General features: G+C 31.9%; 16 protein-coding genes and 3 pseudogenes. All 19 read right to left on the bottom strand.

Going from position 1 to position 17,607, the window contains the following annotated elements:
• Positions 1 to 15: 15 nt before the first annotated feature.
• A complete protein-coding gene (locus BUA73_RS02290) occupies positions 16 to 1,128 on the bottom strand; it encodes a (Fe-S)-binding protein (protein WP_072901871.1) in 1,113 nt (370 codons plus the stop codon).
• Positions 1,129 to 1,131: 3 nt separating this feature from the next.
• Positions 1,132 to 1,830, bottom strand: a complete 699-nt coding sequence (locus BUA73_RS02285) for a TVP38/TMEM64 family protein (RefSeq protein WP_072901869.1) — start codon at positions 1,828 to 1,830, stop codon at positions 1,132 to 1,134.
• 17 nt (positions 1,831 to 1,847) lie between these two features.
• On the bottom strand, positions 1,848 to 2,528 hold the full coding sequence (locus tag BUA73_RS02280) for a TVP38/TMEM64 family protein (protein ID WP_072901867.1): 681 nt from the start codon (positions 2,526 to 2,528) through the stop codon (positions 1,848 to 1,850).
• Between the two features lie 233 nt (positions 2,529 to 2,761).
• The gene (locus tag BUA73_RS02275; protein WP_072901865.1) at positions 2,762 to 3,508 is read right to left on the bottom strand and encodes a class I SAM-dependent methyltransferase; all 747 of its coding nucleotides are present in this window, start codon (positions 3,506 to 3,508) and stop codon (positions 2,762 to 2,764) included.
• Between the two features lie 51 nt (positions 3,509 to 3,559).
• Positions 3,560 to 3,955 carry a hypothetical protein gene (locus tag BUA73_RS02270; RefSeq protein WP_072901863.1) on the bottom strand — a complete coding sequence of 132 codons (396 nt, stop codon included), beginning with the start codon at positions 3,953 to 3,955 and terminating at the stop codon, positions 3,560 to 3,562.
• Between the two features lie 54 nt (positions 3,956 to 4,009).
• The gene (locus BUA73_RS02265) at positions 4,010 to 4,525 is read right to left on the bottom strand and encodes an adenylate kinase family protein (RefSeq protein ID WP_072901861.1); all 516 of its coding nucleotides are present in this window, start codon (positions 4,523 to 4,525) and stop codon (positions 4,010 to 4,012) included.
• Between the two features lie 52 nt (positions 4,526 to 4,577).
• Positions 4,578 to 5,368, bottom strand: a pseudogene (locus BUA73_RS02260) (AraC family transcriptional regulator).
• A 386-nt stretch (positions 5,369 to 5,754) separates the two neighbouring features.
• A complete protein-coding gene (locus BUA73_RS02255; RefSeq protein ID WP_072901859.1) occupies positions 5,755 to 5,991 on the bottom strand; it encodes a hypothetical protein in 237 nt (78 codons plus the stop codon).
• A 195-nt stretch (positions 5,992 to 6,186) separates the two neighbouring features.
• Complete coding sequence (locus BUA73_RS13995) at positions 6,187 to 6,330, bottom strand: hypothetical protein (RefSeq protein ID WP_178139204.1); 144 nt, start codon at positions 6,328 to 6,330, stop codon at positions 6,187 to 6,189.
• A 128-nt stretch (positions 6,331 to 6,458) separates the two neighbouring features.
• A complete protein-coding gene (locus tag BUA73_RS02250) occupies positions 6,459 to 6,728 on the bottom strand; it encodes an AlbA family DNA-binding domain-containing protein (RefSeq protein ID WP_242942309.1) in 270 nt (89 codons plus the stop codon).
• Positions 6,729 to 6,905: 177 nt separating this feature from the next.
• Positions 6,906 to 7,646, bottom strand: a complete 741-nt coding sequence (qatD, locus tag BUA73_RS02245; protein WP_072901857.1) for a Qat anti-phage system TatD family nuclease QatD — start codon at positions 7,644 to 7,646, stop codon at positions 6,906 to 6,908.
• A gap of 1 nt (position 7,647) precedes the next feature.
• Complete coding sequence (gene qatC, locus BUA73_RS02240) at positions 7,648 to 8,964, bottom strand: Qat anti-phage system QueC-like protein QatC (protein ID WP_072901855.1); 1,317 nt, start codon at positions 8,962 to 8,964, stop codon at positions 7,648 to 7,650.
• 2 nt (positions 8,965 to 8,966) lie between these two features.
• Positions 8,967 to 9,779 carry a Qat anti-phage system associated protein QatB gene (gene qatB / locus BUA73_RS02235; protein WP_072901854.1) on the bottom strand — a complete coding sequence of 271 codons (813 nt, stop codon included), beginning with the start codon at positions 9,777 to 9,779 and terminating at the stop codon, positions 8,967 to 8,969.
• Between the two features lie 6 nt (positions 9,780 to 9,785).
• Entirely contained in the window at positions 9,786 to 11,831 is a 2,046-nt protein-coding gene (gene qatA / locus BUA73_RS02230; RefSeq protein ID WP_072901852.1) for a Qat anti-phage system ATPase QatA, read from the bottom strand.
• A 617-nt stretch (positions 11,832 to 12,448) separates the two neighbouring features.
• Positions 12,449 to 13,282, bottom strand: a pseudogene (locus tag BUA73_RS14270) (BREX system Lon protease-like protein BrxL); the annotation flags it as partial.
• Positions 13,283 to 13,320: 38 nt separating this feature from the next.
• Positions 13,321 to 13,617 carry a BREX system Lon protease-like protein BrxL gene (locus tag BUA73_RS14460; protein ID WP_072901845.1) on the bottom strand — a complete coding sequence of 99 codons (297 nt, stop codon included), beginning with the start codon at positions 13,615 to 13,617 and terminating at the stop codon, positions 13,321 to 13,323.
• A gap of 570 nt (positions 13,618 to 14,187) precedes the next feature.
• Positions 14,188 to 14,475, bottom strand: a pseudogene (gene tnpA, locus BUA73_RS02210) (IS200/IS605 family transposase); the annotation flags it as partial.
• A gap of 230 nt (positions 14,476 to 14,705) precedes the next feature.
• On the bottom strand, positions 14,706 to 16,259 hold the full coding sequence (locus tag BUA73_RS02205; protein WP_072901841.1) for an ATP-binding protein: 1,554 nt from the start codon (positions 16,257 to 16,259) through the stop codon (positions 14,706 to 14,708).
• Between the two features lie 1,104 nt (positions 16,260 to 17,363).
• Positions 17,364 to 17,519: a DUF6019 family protein gene (locus tag BUA73_RS13990; RefSeq protein WP_178139202.1), complete on the bottom strand. Its 156-nt coding sequence runs from the start codon at positions 17,517 to 17,519 to the stop codon at positions 17,364 to 17,366.
• Positions 17,520 to 17,607: the final 88 nt, after the last annotated feature.

Below are 17,607 nucleotides of genomic sequence, written 5' to 3'. Positions count from 1 at the left end.
AGATATATTTTATAACTAATGTTTACCTATATTTTTAACCTTATATCGATTTATCCATCTGCTAAGTAACTTTTGATTTATTTGTTTTGTATTTCTAAAATCATCGCGGAATAACAAGTCTAATATATGATATGATTTTTTTCCACCTTTTCTCATTGATTCAACGCATTCTTGGCAATAGGTAATAATATATTCTGTTTTTGCCTCATTAGCTCTCCTTAGTATATGTTCATTAGCTATTTGGCTCTGAGTTACTTGTACCATACCTCCTGAACCACAACAAAGGGTCCTATCTTTGTTGAATGTCATCTCCTCTACCTTTAATCCCAAATCATCCAGCACTTTTCTCACAGAGTTATGGACAATTTCCTGTCCCCTGGTAGTGCAAGGATCGTGTATTGTAAATACAGTTTCCACATCCTCACATATATTCTTTTTCTCTTCTGGAATACCTAACTCCGCTAATACTTGCCATAAAGAAATAACTTCTATATCCTTGCTATTACAAGATATAGTATTAAAGCAATTTTGACATCCTGTTATTATTCTTTTTACTCCTTTATCTTTAAATTCTTTATCCAGAATTGAATAATATTCGTTAAATTTATTTTCTTTTCCTAGTGCGTTGGTTGGTTTCCCACAGCACTTTGTATATATACCAATGCCTTGTATCTTACTCCTAAGATATTCGTATGTATTCTCTACTATACTCTGACTATATGAAAGAAGGCCGCAGCCTGGAAAAAATATAGTATCTGACTGTAGGTTTTCAATATCAGAAGTAAATAATTTAGAGAAACTAAACTTCTGATGAAAATCTAATACAAAAGTATTTAAATCCCTTGGAAGCTTACCATTGTATATATTTACAGTATCTCTCCTCAATTGCAAAAACAAGTTTGTTAAATCCACCGACGCTGGACATACCTCAGTGCAGTACCCACATAACATGCATGAATATGGTAAAGAATAATTGAACTCTCCAGTATCTTTAAGTCCGCCTAACAGTTCCTTTGGAGAACTACAAAACTTGTCCAACATTGGACAGCCTTTCATACATTGTTTGCAACCAATGCATTTCTCTTCTTCTTTAATTATTAACTCCATTGTTTTATCATATATTTTCATAGGTTACACCCTTTTGTTTTTATCAGCCTTCTTATTTCTGTCCATCCAAATCATTCTAACTGTGTACACTAAAGCACTAATACCAAATAAGATTAACAATCCACTTACAAAAGTTGAAGGATTAGAGGATTTTGCTGCAGCATATGAATAAACAATAGTTGCGGGTAATTGACCTAATCCAGTAGCTAAAAAGAATCCCCAAAATGTCATAGGAGTTAACCCAGCTGCATAGCTTATAGGGTCAAAAGGTACAAAAGGTAGCAATCTAGCTACAAGAATTGTATTCTTACCATACTTTTCAAAGAAAACCTCAACATCATCAAGAGCCATCTTGCTAGCAAATTTTTCAGCAATATTTCTACCGTAAAGTCTTGAGATTCCAAAACATACTGCAGCTCCAATCATTGCTCCAGACCAAGATAATATGGCGCCCTTCCACCATCCCCAAATTGCTGCATTTGCAAAAGTAATTAAAAATGCAGGTATTGGAGCAGCTATAGATTGCAATACCATCATAGTAATAGATATTACTACTGCCCAAGCTCCAAAGGATCTAATATACTCTTTCACAGATTCTAAATTTTTAAATGCGCCGACCATGTTTTTCAAACCTTGATTTAATGGTTTCACAAAAACAAATGCTAGTACTACTATAATTAAAATGGCAATTTTTATAATTGTAGATTTCTTTATTTTATTCATCTATACCCTCCCAATATCTACTTATACTTATTTTTCAATATGTTTTTGTTCTTCATTGCGACTACCTTTTTTATAATAAAAGACACAACAAATAAAGCTATTAATATAATTATAGCTTTATAAAATTCCGCAGATCCAACATTATTAGTCTTATCTCCAAGATTTGTATAAACAATAATCCCAGGGAGTGATCCAATTACTGTTGCAATGGAAAAATCTTTTAATTTAATATTGGATAATCCTGCACTGTAGCTAACAACTTTAAAAGGAAATAAAGGTATCAATCTAAGCATTAGAATCACAAAAAATCCGCCTAGCTTGTTATCTTCTTTAAACATAACTAAGTCTTTCTTTGTTATTTTTTTAACAAAGTCACGTCCAAGTTTCCTAGACAGCATGAAAGCGATAATACCCCCTAAAAGAGAGCCTATGGATGTAAGAATTGTTCCCCAAACTAATCCGTAAACCATTCCTCCACCTATTACAAGTACTGAATCTGGAAATAACACAAGTGGTAACAAGGTAAGCAATATTATGTACACTACTGGGCCTAAATTCCCTTTACTTAAAATGAAATTTTTTATATCGCTAGGGCCATAGTCATTCACCTTAAGTTTACTAAACAGAAAAAAGACAGAAATCATAATGATTGCTAGGGCAAGGATTTTTACTAATGAATTTTTAGTTTTTTTATCCATAAGCTCCGAAGCTCCTTTTCATTGCAATTATAATGTCTAGTTCTTAATTGTTTTATGTTAGATGTTAGATGTTAATTTTTAAGAATATTCCTATTAAATACACCTCATTTAGTATATCACTGAAATTTCTATATGTACAATAGATAAAATCGATTAAAAACTTTTTTATCATTGATTTTATCTATTAACCCATTATATAAACTATTGCAATTATCTTGTGCTTTTAATAAAATTTACAGTTTTTCTACATAAATAGTTGCTGAATATAGTATTTCGTTGGATATGTCCATTTCAACAAAATTTTTAACAACAAACCCAGCTGCTTCTAATTCGGCAATATAACCTTCTTTATCATTGGCTCTTGCTGGAACTAGTGGAATCATCACTGTAGTCTCACTATTCCCCACATTAATTGTGCGGGCTGCTGGCGTTGTATAATCACTGCCTGAAATAAGCTTCCATTCCTCATATGAATTTACTTTTCCCTTGCAAATACCCTCATTATTGTTATCATCTCTATATGATTCACGGAAGAAAAGCATAGGGCTATTATTTTTTAATGAATTGTAAGCATTTTGAAGATATGATTTTCTGTCTGAATCTGTAACAAGCATATGAAAACCCATACAATCAAGTGCGGCATCATATGTATCTCCTGTTGTTTCTTTTACCATGTCAAGTAAATCTACTTTTGCATTGGGGTATTTACTAATGGCTTCTTTTGTTTTTGCAACAGCAGATGGAGCAATATCAACTCCGTGATAATTACAACCAAGTTCTGATAAAATAACACCACATGCACCCTCACCACAAGCAAATTCAATAATATTTTTTCCTACTAGATTATTTGAAATCACCCATTCTTTAAGAGTTTCAAAAAGCACTTCATCCTCTGGAGAATGCCCCCAGCGGTCTGCCCCTGCTTCAAAAACAGTTTTGTAACGCTTTTCATAAACTAAATAATACGGTTCCTTTTCCATTGCCACCTCTCCTGACTATATAAAATAATTATCATTTTTCTATTCATCTGATTACTTACTTTCCAATGACAGCAAGTAACCATCTGTTTCTTCTGCAACTCTGTCTCCAACTGAAAATTTTTCTTCATCCATCTTTTCCTTAGTAATCCTATATTCTTTTTCTTCTCCATTCTTATCTATAGCGTAAATAAACATATCAAATGATTCATCCACAGCTACAATTCTTACTATTTCCATCATATTTTCAGAAAGTCTTTTATCCTTAGCTGAACCTATTGCTATACCAACACACATTCCTATTGGAAGCCCAAAACTCATTCCAAGTATCATATTGTCAGGAAATAAAATCATGCCATATACTAATCCGCCTGATACTCCAAAGCACATTCCAAGACTCATATATAGAGTCATATATTTTTGAATTTTCTTTTTGTCTTTATCGTTCATTATTCTCTCCCCCGGTTTAATTTTTATCTATAAAAAACACAAAATGCATCACAATCAAGCATCCATATCAATGTTAAAATTGTAGTTTTTCTCTATGAATACATAGTCACAGCTATGCTTTATACATTCCTTAAGTGCCTTAGTATTATCTGATATCATGATTTCTTTTGGATAATGATCGCTTAAACGTTTTTCAATAGCACACGCATTATTCATGATAATATCATAATTATTCTCAACATAATTTTGGCTAAAGATAAGGCATCTATATTTGATAAATTTAAGGTATTCATCGGCAAAATCATTTTTATAATCAAAAGGGATGTAACATCCCTCAATAATAAGATCCTGTTTATTTTCAATGGCTGTTTTAACTATTTCGCAAACTATAGGCCAAAGATAATCAGTAAGTTTATCATCATCCTGTGGCGTCAGTATTGTTTGTCCACTGCGTATTAATCCCATTTTCAGATGGTCAATAGATAAATAAGGATATTTATATTTTTCAAGTATCTTTTGTGCTAGTAATGTTTTCCCAGTATGTGAAGCACCAGCAATTAAAAATATCATAAGTCATACATCCCCTCAATTTTGTTTCTAATTTTAGATAATCCAGTTTTATTTACTTTCTCACTGGTCTGATATACTTAAAAAACCGCTCCGGATCATGATAAAAGTAAATTATTCTACCGGGTGAAGTATCAAAGCAGTAACCGGTGCCTGCAAATTCAAAAGTTTCCATTGCCTTTTCAATCTTTTCCTCCACACTACGATTTTCCCACTCATAATCGAATGGTCCATGTTCAAAAACAATATACTCGGCTTCTGGAACGTCAATCATACACATTGGTTGTGATATTTCGCCTTTATAATCAAAAGGAAGACGTGCACCATAACACTCTATACGTGGAATACCCCAATCACAAAGTCTGCCATCTGGGTCATTAATGTACGCCATAATCTGACCACTGCTGCTGTTAGATTCGCTCCCTCCCTCATCATCCAATTTGCCCTTAATACTATCCAGTAAGCCGCAAATTGTTTCGCAGTCTTGTCCTGGAATAAGACTTTGCTTTTGCCAAAAATCCCAATAACCATTACTCTCATAGTTTTTAATGTGTAAAAATTTGTGTGCTGGAATTGTTACAAAATAAATTTTAACATCATCTTTAGATTTCATCATACCAATCTCTCCCAATCCTAAAAAGTAGGTGCAAAGGCTAATTTTCTATACCGCAGATAATCACTAAATTGCATACACGATATTTCTTTGAATTTTCTCGTTGTATAAAATTCAGAATAACCAAGCCTGTGAGAAGGAAAGCTTACTGTCAAGGCTTCATCATTGTAATTTTTAATACACTTGTCAATTTCATCAACAATTATTTGAATTTGTTTCTGCCACTCGTACATTTGTTTGTTCACCTCGTTTCAACCGTTCTCCATTTATTATAAAGAAATAAAGAGCCTACTGCTTGATTTTACTTGCTGTTATTTCATCTCAAATCATATTCCCCTACTTTGCCATACCCTTTCCAACCATCTGGCATATACTTTTCGCTCATCATGTATGGTTATATTAACAGCTTCATGATCTATGATGTTGTTCCTTTTCATTGTCCACACTAAAATCTAAGTAACCACCATGGGCTCCGTATTCTGCTTGAACTGTAATACCATCCTGTCCAAGCGTATCCATATCTCTCATACTTGTTCTTACCGATACTTCAAATCTATGTCATAATATCAAAATAACTATGACACCATTATGCCATAGTTATAATATACTATATTTTAGCCTAAATGAGTTCTTTTTCTTCCATAAACCTATCGGCAATATACTCTGCTGATTCTGCCCATAACCCATTTTCTGTATTCTGTAATATTGCATATGTTTCCGAGTTATAAAAACGCTCAAGTGCTTCTACAAAACCAATATTTAAACGTTCCTGAAATACATCTACCACTCCTCGAATCTGGATAAAGACATTCATGGTGATATCTTTTCCATTAAATTTATATATAATATCATTCATAATCGTGCCTCCCAATTAATTTCAAATGTTCCAATGCTTTTACTGTATGAAACGAAATATGATTATTCACTTTATTATATTTCAGGCTTTCAACTGTTTCATCTGCTGCCAATATTCCCAAAATATATAATTGAATATTTTATCACTAAATTTCTATTTCCTCTACCATGTATAGCAATAAAAGCTTTTTCAAACTTACTTCTTACTCAAAATAATATGATGAAAAGAAGAAATACTCACATATTCATCTTTCTCAGAAACCCTCTCTTCCAATTGTAACATTTCGTTTTGCCACTCTTCATTCTGAATTATATTAAAGATTTCTTGACGTTGATACATAGCGATTTCCTCCTTATTGTTTTTATATTATGTGTGGTGATATAGTATAATTCGACAAGAATGTGACGAAATCCTATGATATATGTTTGAGTGATAAAAAAAAAGTTAGCCCTAACGGGCTAGTAATATCAATGCCTTGGAATTATGCTCAAGGCTATAGAAAGATATAATGTAGGTGACATTCTATCAGGATTATTAAGCTGATTCACAAAATTTTTTCTCATGTCTTTGCTCATGTTTCTATTAATTCCTATAGGTGTACCATCGTCCTCTACCCCCATAATAATATATCCACCATATCTATTAGAAAACGAGAACACAGTTTCATAAACATCCTCCTGAATTCCATTCTGATATGTTTTGTATTCTACTGTTATTTTTTCTTCATTTGAAAGCAAGTTTCTCATCAATTCAGTTGTAATTTAATCGCCTCCAATTAATTTGCATATAAATATAATCATTTTTCTCATCTTTTAAGACTTACAATTTAAACCTTACTTTTCCTTTTTATTAGTAAAGCTTCAACTCGAGTTTCAAAATTGAATCCACTTTGGGTAATTTGACTAATTCTAATACTATTGGTTATTCTCAAATATTCTCATAGAATTATCCTCAATTTGCGAAATTACATCCTCATTTCGTATACTACAAATTCCTCTTGCAATTCTATTTAATTCTTTATCTAAATCTTCCACAGAATTGCATTTCATGGTAAAAGGTGCATCTGTCTCTAATAATATTCTATCTTCAGGAATATTGCATATTAAATCCTTTCCACCTTTTGTTTGTAACATCTTAGGATTAATAGAAAAATACGCGCCATTACTTATAGCTAATTTTCTCTCTGATACACTTCCTGTAAACCAGTGAAAGATACATTTACAATTATTAAAGACTTTCTCTTCTTGTAGTATTTCAATAGCAACTTTTGACGCCTTCACACTGTGAATCGATAATACTTTTTCCCCTTCTATAGCACATTTTCTTGCAATTTCCCGAAAACAATCGATTTGCATCATCTTCGATTTCCCATAGTCTTTATTAAAATCCAATCCAACTTCCCCAATATATTTAGCTTCTTGTGATAATTGTAAAAATAAATCAATTTCTTGACTTCTTTGTTCCACTAACTGAGGATGTAATCCCAGTCCAACTTTAATAAAATTTCTATTTTCATTGATAAACTTGATTTCTTGTCTATAAGCCAATGGTGTTGTCCCAACAGCTATAATTCCAATATTTGCATCTTTAACTTGCTTTATTAACAATTGCATATTCTCCATCAAATCAAGGTGAAAATGAGTATCAACTAACATATCACTTCTCCTTATTCGCTTGAATCCATTTGTCCACTTCCATAAGTCCTCGATAATAAATATCAGAAAGTTCAACTAAATATTCCTCATTGGCATCAAGAGGGCCTGTCTTATGAATCAAAATTTTTTCCGAATTTGGATTCTGTCTTAGTTTCTGTATTGCATACTGGAAAGAACGCAATTGTTCTCCAACCAATCCACGATTACTCTCAATTGCATATATATCTGAATATAAGTATTCCGAAGGATCATTCTTTCCAAAAGCATGATACATTGCTGCTCGTCTAATAATACACGGTAAACAATGACCGCAATGCTGCGAATGACCACTACGAATATTGGCATTATTTACAGAAGAACATGAATATGATTTTCCAATTGCAGCCATTTCTCCCTTCGTTTTATTCCAATACGGATTTGAAATAGAAAAGCCAAAAATACTCATACTGATTTCATTCCATAATTTTAAATAAAAAGGGTGTGTGGTTCTCGTACTGTGAGAACCAATTCGAGTACTATCAAGAGGAACATTCAATGCTATTAATCCATTCTCTGGCATATATAAATGATTACACCCTTTTGTTCCACTCATTGCACATATTGCAATAGCGATAAACAAAAAGGATCTACTTCTTTGATTTTTGTCTTCATCAGCCTCTGGCAACTCAATATCACTTAAATTTGTCCACAAATACGCATTATCATGCGAAACACTTGAATACTCTTCATCCAATATTTTTAATAAATCAGTTTGCCATTTTCTAACTCTTGGTTCTCCTGCGTGGCTAATCAATAGAGTTTGTTGACCTTGCTCCATATAATTTATAGTCGCAATGAGACTATCCATTCCACCAGAAAACAATGATGCAAATCTATAACTGTCTGTACGATTCTTTTCTTTATCATTGACTGAAAATCTTTCTTCTCTCTTACAAAAATCTATTACCCATATATCACCAGTCAAAAATCTTAGCATTCTTTCAATCGTTTTTCTCTTATCCAGCCATCTGTTATCATATACAGGTATAGAAAGTATAATTTCTCTTGTCCATGAATCTTGAGATTGTTTTCTTCTTGATATTTTCATATCTGCAATATATACCATTAATCCTATTATTATTGCATCAAACCCACTTTCAGATGGATAAATATCTGCTTTTTGAAGTTCATTAACCATCGTTTGAAGACCATATCGAAAACGTCCATTTGATTTTCTCATAGGAAGTGACACTTCTATTATGCTTGATTCAGGAATATATTTATCTTCGATAGCACGTTGTTCTTTCGAAAATGAGGCAATTAAATGATATCTATACATTTTTACTCACCTTGACCTTCCAAAATATCATAAGTTTTCTTATACACAGAATCCGTTATTTGTTCAGCCTTAATATTTGTCATCTGGGCACTATTTTGTTGCACTTCAGCAAATGCATCAGAAACACTTTGCTGGATCAACTGTTCCACTGAACCTTCTATACGTGAAATTTCATCAATATCATTGGGTAGAATGATTATTTTATTTGCAATATCATTCTTAATATGTTCCATAATTACCTTACACATATACTTTTGCAGAACTGTCATACAATCTTGAGCCGTAAGCTCTTCTATTTTCTTTTCATTTAAGATTGGATTCTCTGCTATAGTATCAAAGTATGCTGATCTCGCCATCCCTTCATCATTAGGACCTCCATCTGGACAGACAAACGAAGAAATATTTGTAAAAAAACTAGATGCGGATAATCCTTCTAAATTATCAATTGATAACTGATGTGCTACTTCACTAACTCCACCATTCCTAGACAATGAACTTAATACATTATATAATCGGGCAGTACTATGGCGAGCAGCACCCAATCTTGTTGTGGCTCTAGAACTTCCACCTAGTGAATGACTAACATATTGTGAAATACTACTTCGCATAAAACTTCCATCGCGTCCACCGCTCGACAAATATCTTGTAAATGTTCCTCTAGGAGCTGTAAATCTATTAACATCTCCTTCTGGTGGAATTGGCATATTTCCACCAACATTTTGTCCCTCATTTCCGTTAGTGTCATCTCCTTCTAACCATGATGGGACTAAAGGAGTATGTCCTGACTGTCCTTTGTTTCTTGTAGATGTTCCCATATACTATCACCTCTGTGCGCCTTTTGCCGCATTTTTTATAATAAGATCTGTAGTGCTCTCTTCAACTTTTTTAAAGAATAAATTCAATTCTCCACGAACACTTGATGTTTTTGGAATACAAGAATCCCAACCTCCAACAGCCCATATTCCTAATTTATTAAATGGCAAAGTTAATAAGAAATTTACAAGATTATCTTGAAGTTCGGGACGATATTCTACCAAGCATCTAATACCTTCTACACTTCTTGGTGGTTTATTATCTGATAAATCTCTAATAAATACATCCTGAGATACTATGTTAAATAATTTTTTTGCACCAGAAAAATTAAGTGCAATAATTTCTTCCTTTTTACTTGATGTACTAAATGTTCCTGCCCGAACAACCGAAACTAGTTCTCTTAAACGTTCTTCTGAACTACTAAAGAAGAAATCTATTCTTTCGGTACAGGCAAAATAGTATGGTCTCAGGTCAATATCAACTAACGATGGCTCTATCTGCATCCATTTCTTTATATCATCTTGTTGCAAAAAAACTATAAACTGTTCATTTCTTACAATAATAGACGACTTATCTTCCTTATCGATTAATTTATCAACTTTCTTGATTTCTTTTTTTATCTTTACGTTCTTTCCCTCCTCTTTCTCCTTATCATCTATTTTAGCCCCGTCTGTTTCTATATCCGAAATACTATTAAAAGCTTTGCAATGACCTTCTTCATCCAATTCATCTGCCAATGCTTTATAAAAGTCATTATTATATTGTTCAATTAACATCATCTTGGCTAATATTCCCATCTTCAATTCGCTTGGATCAAATCCTCTATTTCTTGCAATTTCAGTTCTTAATAAGAGCATATTAATGAATCTCTTTATATTTCTAGGATTACCACCCGTGTGTTCAGCCAATATTTTATCAATGTTTTTTGCAATTTTAACATTCTCTATTGCTTCATAATATTTTTCACTTAATGAATTTTTTATTTCTTCTGTCGAAAGCTGTTCCAATGCCCACGGCTTATGAAGCTTGCTTATTACTTCATTATTTAATTCTTTTAACTCTTTTGTTTCACCCAATTCTGATTCTATCATTAAAAGCATAATATAAAGCTGTGCTTCAGCAATTCCAATTCTAGGAATATGTAATGGTACCTGTATCAATTTTTCTAAATACTTATCTGCAAAATTATTATATTCTTTCTTTGTAATAGAATCTTGTTTATCATTTTGTTCTTCTATAACTCTCGGGAAATACTCTTTTACCGAATATCTAATCATTGCATCATCGGCAGCAATTATAAATGCAGTATTTTCCAATGTTAAAAAGATTCGCACTGCTTCTAGAGTTTCAATTGCAACCTTTGGCAAGCATCGATCCAAATCATCAATAAGCACAACGATTTTCTTAATATGTGCTTTTTCAAATAGTTCCTTAAAGTTTTTTCTAAAGTCTTCCATTTCACTATAACCAGATGTTTCTTCTTTAGAATCATCGATCAAACTGCCAATTTTTTCTATTGCATTGCTTGCTTTCTCCTCATCCGTTACACCACCTTTTATTGTACTAATAATCCCTTCCATTATTGCTAATGGAGCTGTTCCAGTGGCCAGGGAAACTCCTATTTTCCCCATATTTTTTGCCATACTTAACTTATCAAGATTTTTCCATAATCTTTTACCAATATCTTTAATTTCCTTAATTCCGTTCTCAATTGGATGATGTTTCAGATATACCTTTGCTACCTCTTCCAACTGACACACTATTGCTCTCATAAGAGCAATTTTAGCATCTTCAAACCCTTGATATTGCCAACTATTAAATCGTATTACACAATAATCTGATACATCATCTTCCACACCATTTTCACCTGTATCACTTGTTTTTTTTATTTCATCTTCAACCATTGCAAGTACGCTTGATTTTCCTGCACCCCAATCTCCATGTACGCCAATTGAAATGGATTCATTATTTTCTTTTATAATTGATACAATTGTTTTCGCTATTGCCATATTATTAAAACGATCAATTCTTGTTTCATTATCCGATAAAATCACGAATAAACCTCCTCTCCATCATTTACATTTATGAGTAAACTAACACATACAGTATCTGCTTAGGCATCGAATCCATTCCGTATATTCATATAAATCATCTAAAGTTCAATAGATTTTTTACATCTTTCTGAGTACCTTCCGTAGTAATTGATACTTCTTGGATATGCTTCTCCTACTCCAATTCAAAAACCTTCCTCATCAAGTCTTCTGCACTTCCATAAAAGAAAATAGATAACTTACTCCAAATATCCCCTGGCATTGTTATTGTATCCGGTTGATTAGCAATCGGAACATATACCGACTTTGCACTTGTTCGACAATATATTCCAGTTTTTCATACAAATTTGTTGTCTTAACAAGATTTCCGTTTATAGTCCTGCTTCCAAGAATGACTGTAAACTCTTTATTGGTTTCTTAAGGAAAACAAAAATCATACTTAAATAGCATGTAGCTCCAATTTCTTGGTTTCCACCAGAAGTATTTTCTTCAATTAATTGTGTAGCAAAAGTATTTTCTTCAATGATATTTTATATACCCATATTGCCAGAATTTAATTTCATATAATTTTAAATATTATTAATTGTTTCTTTGGTTTCAGCACTAGGTCTACCTGTAATTTAGTATGTCCCTCCACCAACAATCAAATTAGTTTCAATTTTAACTGGGAACATTCTTTCATCCTTAGTAATTACAGTATAAACTTCACCAATATCCAAAGGAGCAATCATACTTCCCACACCACTAACCATTTCTTTGAGGAATATTTGTTTTGCCATTTGAGTTTCTTTATCTACATTTCTAAAGTTTACTCCAAAGAATTCTAAGCCTCCTCTTCTCTTGAGTTGCTCTTTCACTCTCATTCCTCCTTCCATGGCAAATTCAAGGTACTCTTGAATTTCTTCTTTAGTAACATCCATATCTGGATGAATAAGCTTAAGAATACCTGACATTGTTTTCTTTATGGCCTTTGTGTCTCTACCACTCAAACTATTATCCAACACAAAATACTAGTCCATAATATCTGCATATCCTCTTTTTCTAAAGTCATGCAAAATCTTTGAAAAGTAATCAGATATAGACTCATAATCTGAGGAGTAATTTTCAGTCTTCATTTTTGCCATTTCCCAACCAGGCAAATAGTAGTGAAATCTATCAATGATTGTTGGTGTCTGCAACTCATCAGCAAGTGTCATAAATAGGTTTCCACCTTGTCCCCATTTTTGAAATTGATTATTAATATTTCCAATAAATACTATTAAGACTTTCCCCTCAACTCTCATGTTATTTCTAGCAAAATTACCAGGCCCCATATATGTTTGCAACATTGCAGGACCTTGAGGGTCATTAAACTTAACATTTGCAACCTCGTCAAATGATACAACATCCCATGTACCAACAAGTCCAACTTCTTTTTTAGTGAGATTATAAAATAATACAAGAACCGTAGCCTTTCCACCCGCAACAGCAAACTATATGGAGAAAGCTCATTCTATGTATATGATTTACCTGTTTCACTAGGTCCTAACTCAATGAGGTTATAATTTGTTTCACAATGTGGAATGACTCTCAACAAAATAAGCAATTCCTGTCTAAAATCAAACTTTTCAGGATTTAAACCTATACTATTGATTAGAAGGTCTAACCACTCATCCCTTGTAAATTCAGCTCTTTTTGCTATAAAATCATCCATTTCATCAGCAGATACTTGCATAGCCCTGAACTTTCCTATCATTACGGGATATCTTGAACTTTCCTTATTTCTTTCAAGACCAAACAGTCCCCACATTCCACCCTCAAGTAACCCCTTATATTTTCTAATCCATTCCTCATCTACAAGAATGTCCTTTACCCTGCTGTATTTAAGGAACCAATGTACATATCTTTATTAAGGTCAACATCAACCATAAAAAACAAAAAGTATGTTTATTACCTTGAATTCAATTGTAATGCATCTGATTTTATTCCTCCTACAATAATTGTAAGCCTTTATTCTATTTTTTTAACTATTTCGACAAAACTAGATATTTAGTATTTTGGGGTTACTTTTATAATTCTATAGCCATTTTTATTTAACCTCTTGGGCAAGAATTTAATCATTTGCCCTCTGCGTTAATTCCTTTTTCTTTGCAGCTTTATCCGTATATTCTATCTTTTTATTCATCCTAAAATGCTTTTGCAATTTTTTAGTACATTTTTAGCTTACGTATATATACTCTTTAAAGTATGATTGATATTTGAATACATCCTACACCTAAAGTCTGGTATAATCTCATCACAACTAAATAAATGTGAGGTGCTAGATGAAAAACGTGTAGTTAAGAATGAAATATCAGAAAAAAATGATGTAATAAATGAACTAGTAGATATCAATGGAAATCATCGCCACCCGTAAACAGGCTATATATTGTTTCAGACTTATCTGCTCATATGCTATGTCTTCTTGTATTTGATTTTTTATATACTCTTCTATTATTTTTTTATTCCTGGCAACTGTATCAACATAATATCCTTTACACCAAAACTGTCTATTTCCATACTTATATTTTAAGTTTGCATGTCTATCAAAACTCATCAAGGAACTCTTCCCTTTTAAATATTCCATAAATTGCTCCACACTTAGTTTCGGTGGTATACTTACAATCATTTTATACGTGCGAACCTATTATTATCCATAATTAATGTCTAATGTGGTTTCTGATAAACAGACTAGTGGGTTACCTACGGCTTTCCTAAAATTTCACCTCACATGCCTTCGGTCATAAATTTTCCACTACCAAGATTCATTAAGGACTTTTACCAATTAGATTCCGCCCATGCTTTGCAAACTAAAAACACGCCACAGACATTTTCTGTGGTTTTTGCTCTAAAATATAATTAAGGCTCACTTATTGATTGTGTCGTAGCAATATTATTTACAAAATCTCTCATTTCATCAATTGATTGCTTAAGTTCCTCAATGGTATACCTTACATTGTGATGATTTTCTGGATGATGAATTTGATGTCTTATATATTCTGTCAAAATTTTTTGTTCCTCATTAATACTACCATCTGATTTTTGGCGATGATATAAGCGTGTTGGTTTACCTGTAATATAATTATTTTTCCAACCTTGAAATTCTATATATGAGTATAGTTCATCATGATATTCTTCCGTAACCTCATTAAATGCTACATAATTAACTTCATTTAAAGATGGATATTGAAGTTGACCTGGTAAAACATTAATAATTTCTTTGCAACCTTGATTATTAATTATCATTCTTAAATTAGCAAAATCGAGCTGTTTAACTATAAATGCACTATGAGTTGTTAAGATTACCTGTACATTTGCAGCTTTAGCCAAGACTTTTAAGGCATCAATTAATTTTCTTTGATTATCTGTATGTTGAGATGTCTCTGGTTCTTCTATTGCATAAATAACTCCAGTATTATCACCTTCGTTAAATCTTCTTTCAACTTCCCCTCTAAAAAAGTTTAATAAAATTAGTCTCTTAACACCACTACCTCTTTTATTAATTGGAATATCTTCATCCCCCGATATCGATACTCCCTTAAACACATCTTGCCATTTCAGACTTTGAGCTGTTGGAATAACAGGATTAAGGCTATTTGCAATATCAGAATCCATATCTCTTAGCTTATCTAGTGTTCTGTTAGCTACTTCTTGAAGCTTTGTTTGTACTTCATTTGCTATATTTATAAGAGTATTTTGAAGTTTCTCATCGGCTAGAATTTGTTTCACAGCTTCTTTTAATGGATCTTGAACCTCATTATCGCCATCACTATTTTTTCTATCGGATTGAAACAGCGAGTAAATTGGCAAATATGTAGATAATTTATCCCATATTTTTTTTGCATCTTCCTTGGATGCATCTATTTCTATTTCTTCTAAATTAAGTTCTTGAGAATAATGTTCCCAAATCGCTTTTCTCAAAAGAGAATTTACAGTTTGATTATTACAAGTTATTCCTTCTGTCTGCACAATTTTTTTTAACTCCGTATTTTTCTTCAATAATAATTCTGTACATTTAACATTTGTTGGATGTCTTGCCCTTATAAAAACTTTTGGAGTTCCACCATTTTTATATTTCTTTTCAACTTCTAAAAATCCATCTTCATTCAGTAAATATTCTTTTTCTAATGTCGTTTCTACAGTCGAATCAATAATAATTCTTTCTGGTAAATTTTTAAAACAAATTGTAATTATTGTTTCTTGATTTACCTGTCTCTGTTCTTGAATATTAACATCAGATTTCTCTAATTTGACTACTCCTTTTCCATCATTAAAAAATATATCCAAAGCTTCTAGTATCGTAGATTTTCCAATATCATTTTTTCCTACAAACACAGTTAAATCATTAAAAAATATTTCTACTTCGTTACTGTACCCTCTGAAATTTTTAACTTTCATTGAATGTATCTTCATCTTCAACCTTCTCCTTTATAATTGTTAGTGTAAAGTTTTTCACATTATATTTTTTACCTTTTCTTTATATATCAAGGGTTACCAGGTTTTTTTGAGTAAAAAAACAATAACCCTCTTTTTTCTATTATAATTGAATCATCGAAAAACAAAAAACAACATAAAGGAGGTCATTGTCATGAATTCAAATATAACTTATTTACTTTTATATATTCAATACCAAAATAAATTTGTTAAACAACTATTCTTATTTATTCCACCCATATTCCTCTTAAGCAATGGGCTTTTGATGATTCATACAGTCTAGAATATCAAAAGTTTAAAGTAAATAAACTTATTACCTTACACTTTATCTATCCACTAGACAAACTGCACACGACTTAGCAGAAATGCATAGTATAAAGATTTACATATAATGTAACCAATTATGCACTAAGGACGTAGTATCTATTAAATTTGGTTGGGTAAATTAATTAATAGAAAGACAAACTAGTACTTTCAAATCATCTCATCATATTACCTACAGTTACGAAAACGCCCCTGCATAACTTCATATTATGTGTTCATTTTTATTGTCTATTATAATTTTATACAGTGCCATCTTTACCTTCTCCAAAAAGCTTTCTTTAAGATGCAAACTAAAAACCCCATTTATCTGTAAAATACACATATGGAACTTGACAATCACTGCGTGGATAAATTCTTCTAGTGATTAGCAAAATCAAAATTTTTTTATCCGAAGTTTTTTTGCCATACTCAAAATCCTTTATTTTATCTTAAAATCATAATTTATTTTACTATTTACACCCTTCGGGTAATATTTTTTTTGACTTAAAATACGGCATCCATCTCTTTTCTATTATAATGTAGTTAACGTATATAATCCAAAACAAAAAGTATGTTTATTACCTTGAATTCAATTGTAATGCATCTGATTTTAATCCTCCTACAATAATTGTAAACCTTTATTCTATTTTTTCAACTATTTCGACAAAACTAGACAAATAGTATTTTTTTGGTTATTTCTATAAATCTATGGACATTTTTATTTAATATTTTATAGAAATTCACTCAATCATCTTATATGTTAATTCCGTTTTCTTCACACTACTCCCCATCTTCAATTTCTTCAACTACTTTCTTCACTGTTATATCCTTATACGCTTCTTTAATTCCATTTCTAACAGCCCACTTCACTATAAAATATAATGCAATTAAAACGATAAGTGCTGTACCACCACTAATGCCTAATTCTTCCCACATAAATATATCCCCTTTCAAAATTCCGATTTTTCTCTCTGTGTAACTGCTCAATAAACTTCTATTTCCAGTTTATCACTCGCCATCCCTT

Origin of the sequence: Hathewaya proteolytica DSM 3090 (assembly GCF_900142225.1) — a bacterium.
Classification (GTDB): domain Bacteria; phylum Bacillota; class Clostridia; order Clostridiales; family Clostridiaceae; genus Hathewaya; species Hathewaya proteolytica.
Note: the sequence above shows the minus strand (reverse complement) of the source record. Positions and strands in the feature narration are given on the sequence as shown.

What these genes read in the sequence shown, in the direction of transcription:
- BUA73_RS14460 (WP_072901845.1), bottom strand. Translation starts at nt 13,617, where the DNA reads ATGTGGGGACTGTTTGGTCTTGAAAGAAATAAGGAAAGTTCAAGATAT.
- qatD (WP_072901857.1), bottom strand. Translation starts at nt 7,646, where the DNA reads ATGTTAGTTGATACTCATTTTCACCTTGATTTGATGGAGAATATGCAA.
- qatC (WP_072901855.1), bottom strand. Translation starts at nt 8,964, where the DNA reads ATGTATAGATATCATTTAATTGCCTCATTTTCGAAAGAACAACGTGCT.
- BUA73_RS02275 (WP_072901865.1), bottom strand. Translation starts at nt 3,508, where the DNA reads ATGGAAAAGGAACCGTATTATTTAGTTTATGAAAAGCGTTACAAAACT.
- BUA73_RS02265 (WP_072901861.1), bottom strand. Translation starts at nt 4,525, where the DNA reads ATGATATTTTTAATTGCTGGTGCTTCACATACTGGGAAAACATTACTA.
- BUA73_RS02285 (WP_072901869.1), bottom strand. Translation starts at nt 1,830, where the DNA reads ATGAATAAAATAAAGAAATCTACAATTATAAAAATTGCCATTTTAATT.
- BUA73_RS02290 (WP_072901871.1), bottom strand. Translation starts at nt 1,128, where the DNA reads ATGAAAATATATGATAAAACAATGGAGTTAATAATTAAAGAAGAAGAG.
- BUA73_RS13990 (WP_178139202.1), bottom strand. Translation starts at nt 17,519, where the DNA reads ATGTGGGAAGAATTAGGCATTAGTGGTGGTACAGCACTTATCGTTTTA.
- qatB (WP_072901854.1), bottom strand. Translation starts at nt 9,779, where the DNA reads ATGGGAACATCTACAAGAAACAAAGGACAGTCAGGACATACTCCTTTA.
- BUA73_RS02205 (WP_072901841.1), bottom strand. Translation starts at nt 16,259, where the DNA reads ATGAAGATACATTCAATGAAAGTTAAAAATTTCAGAGGGTACAGTAAC.
- BUA73_RS02280 (WP_072901867.1), bottom strand. Translation starts at nt 2,528, where the DNA reads ATGGATAAAAAAACTAAAAATTCATTAGTAAAAATCCTTGCCCTAGCA.
- BUA73_RS02255 (WP_072901859.1), bottom strand. Translation starts at nt 5,991, where the DNA reads ATGAATGATATTATATATAAATTTAATGGAAAAGATATCACCATGAAT.
- BUA73_RS13995 (WP_178139204.1), bottom strand. Translation starts at nt 6,330, where the DNA reads ATGTATCAACGTCAAGAAATCTTTAATATAATTCAGAATGAAGAGTGG.
- BUA73_RS02270 (WP_072901863.1), bottom strand. Translation starts at nt 3,955, where the DNA reads ATGAACGATAAAGACAAAAAGAAAATTCAAAAATATATGACTCTATAT.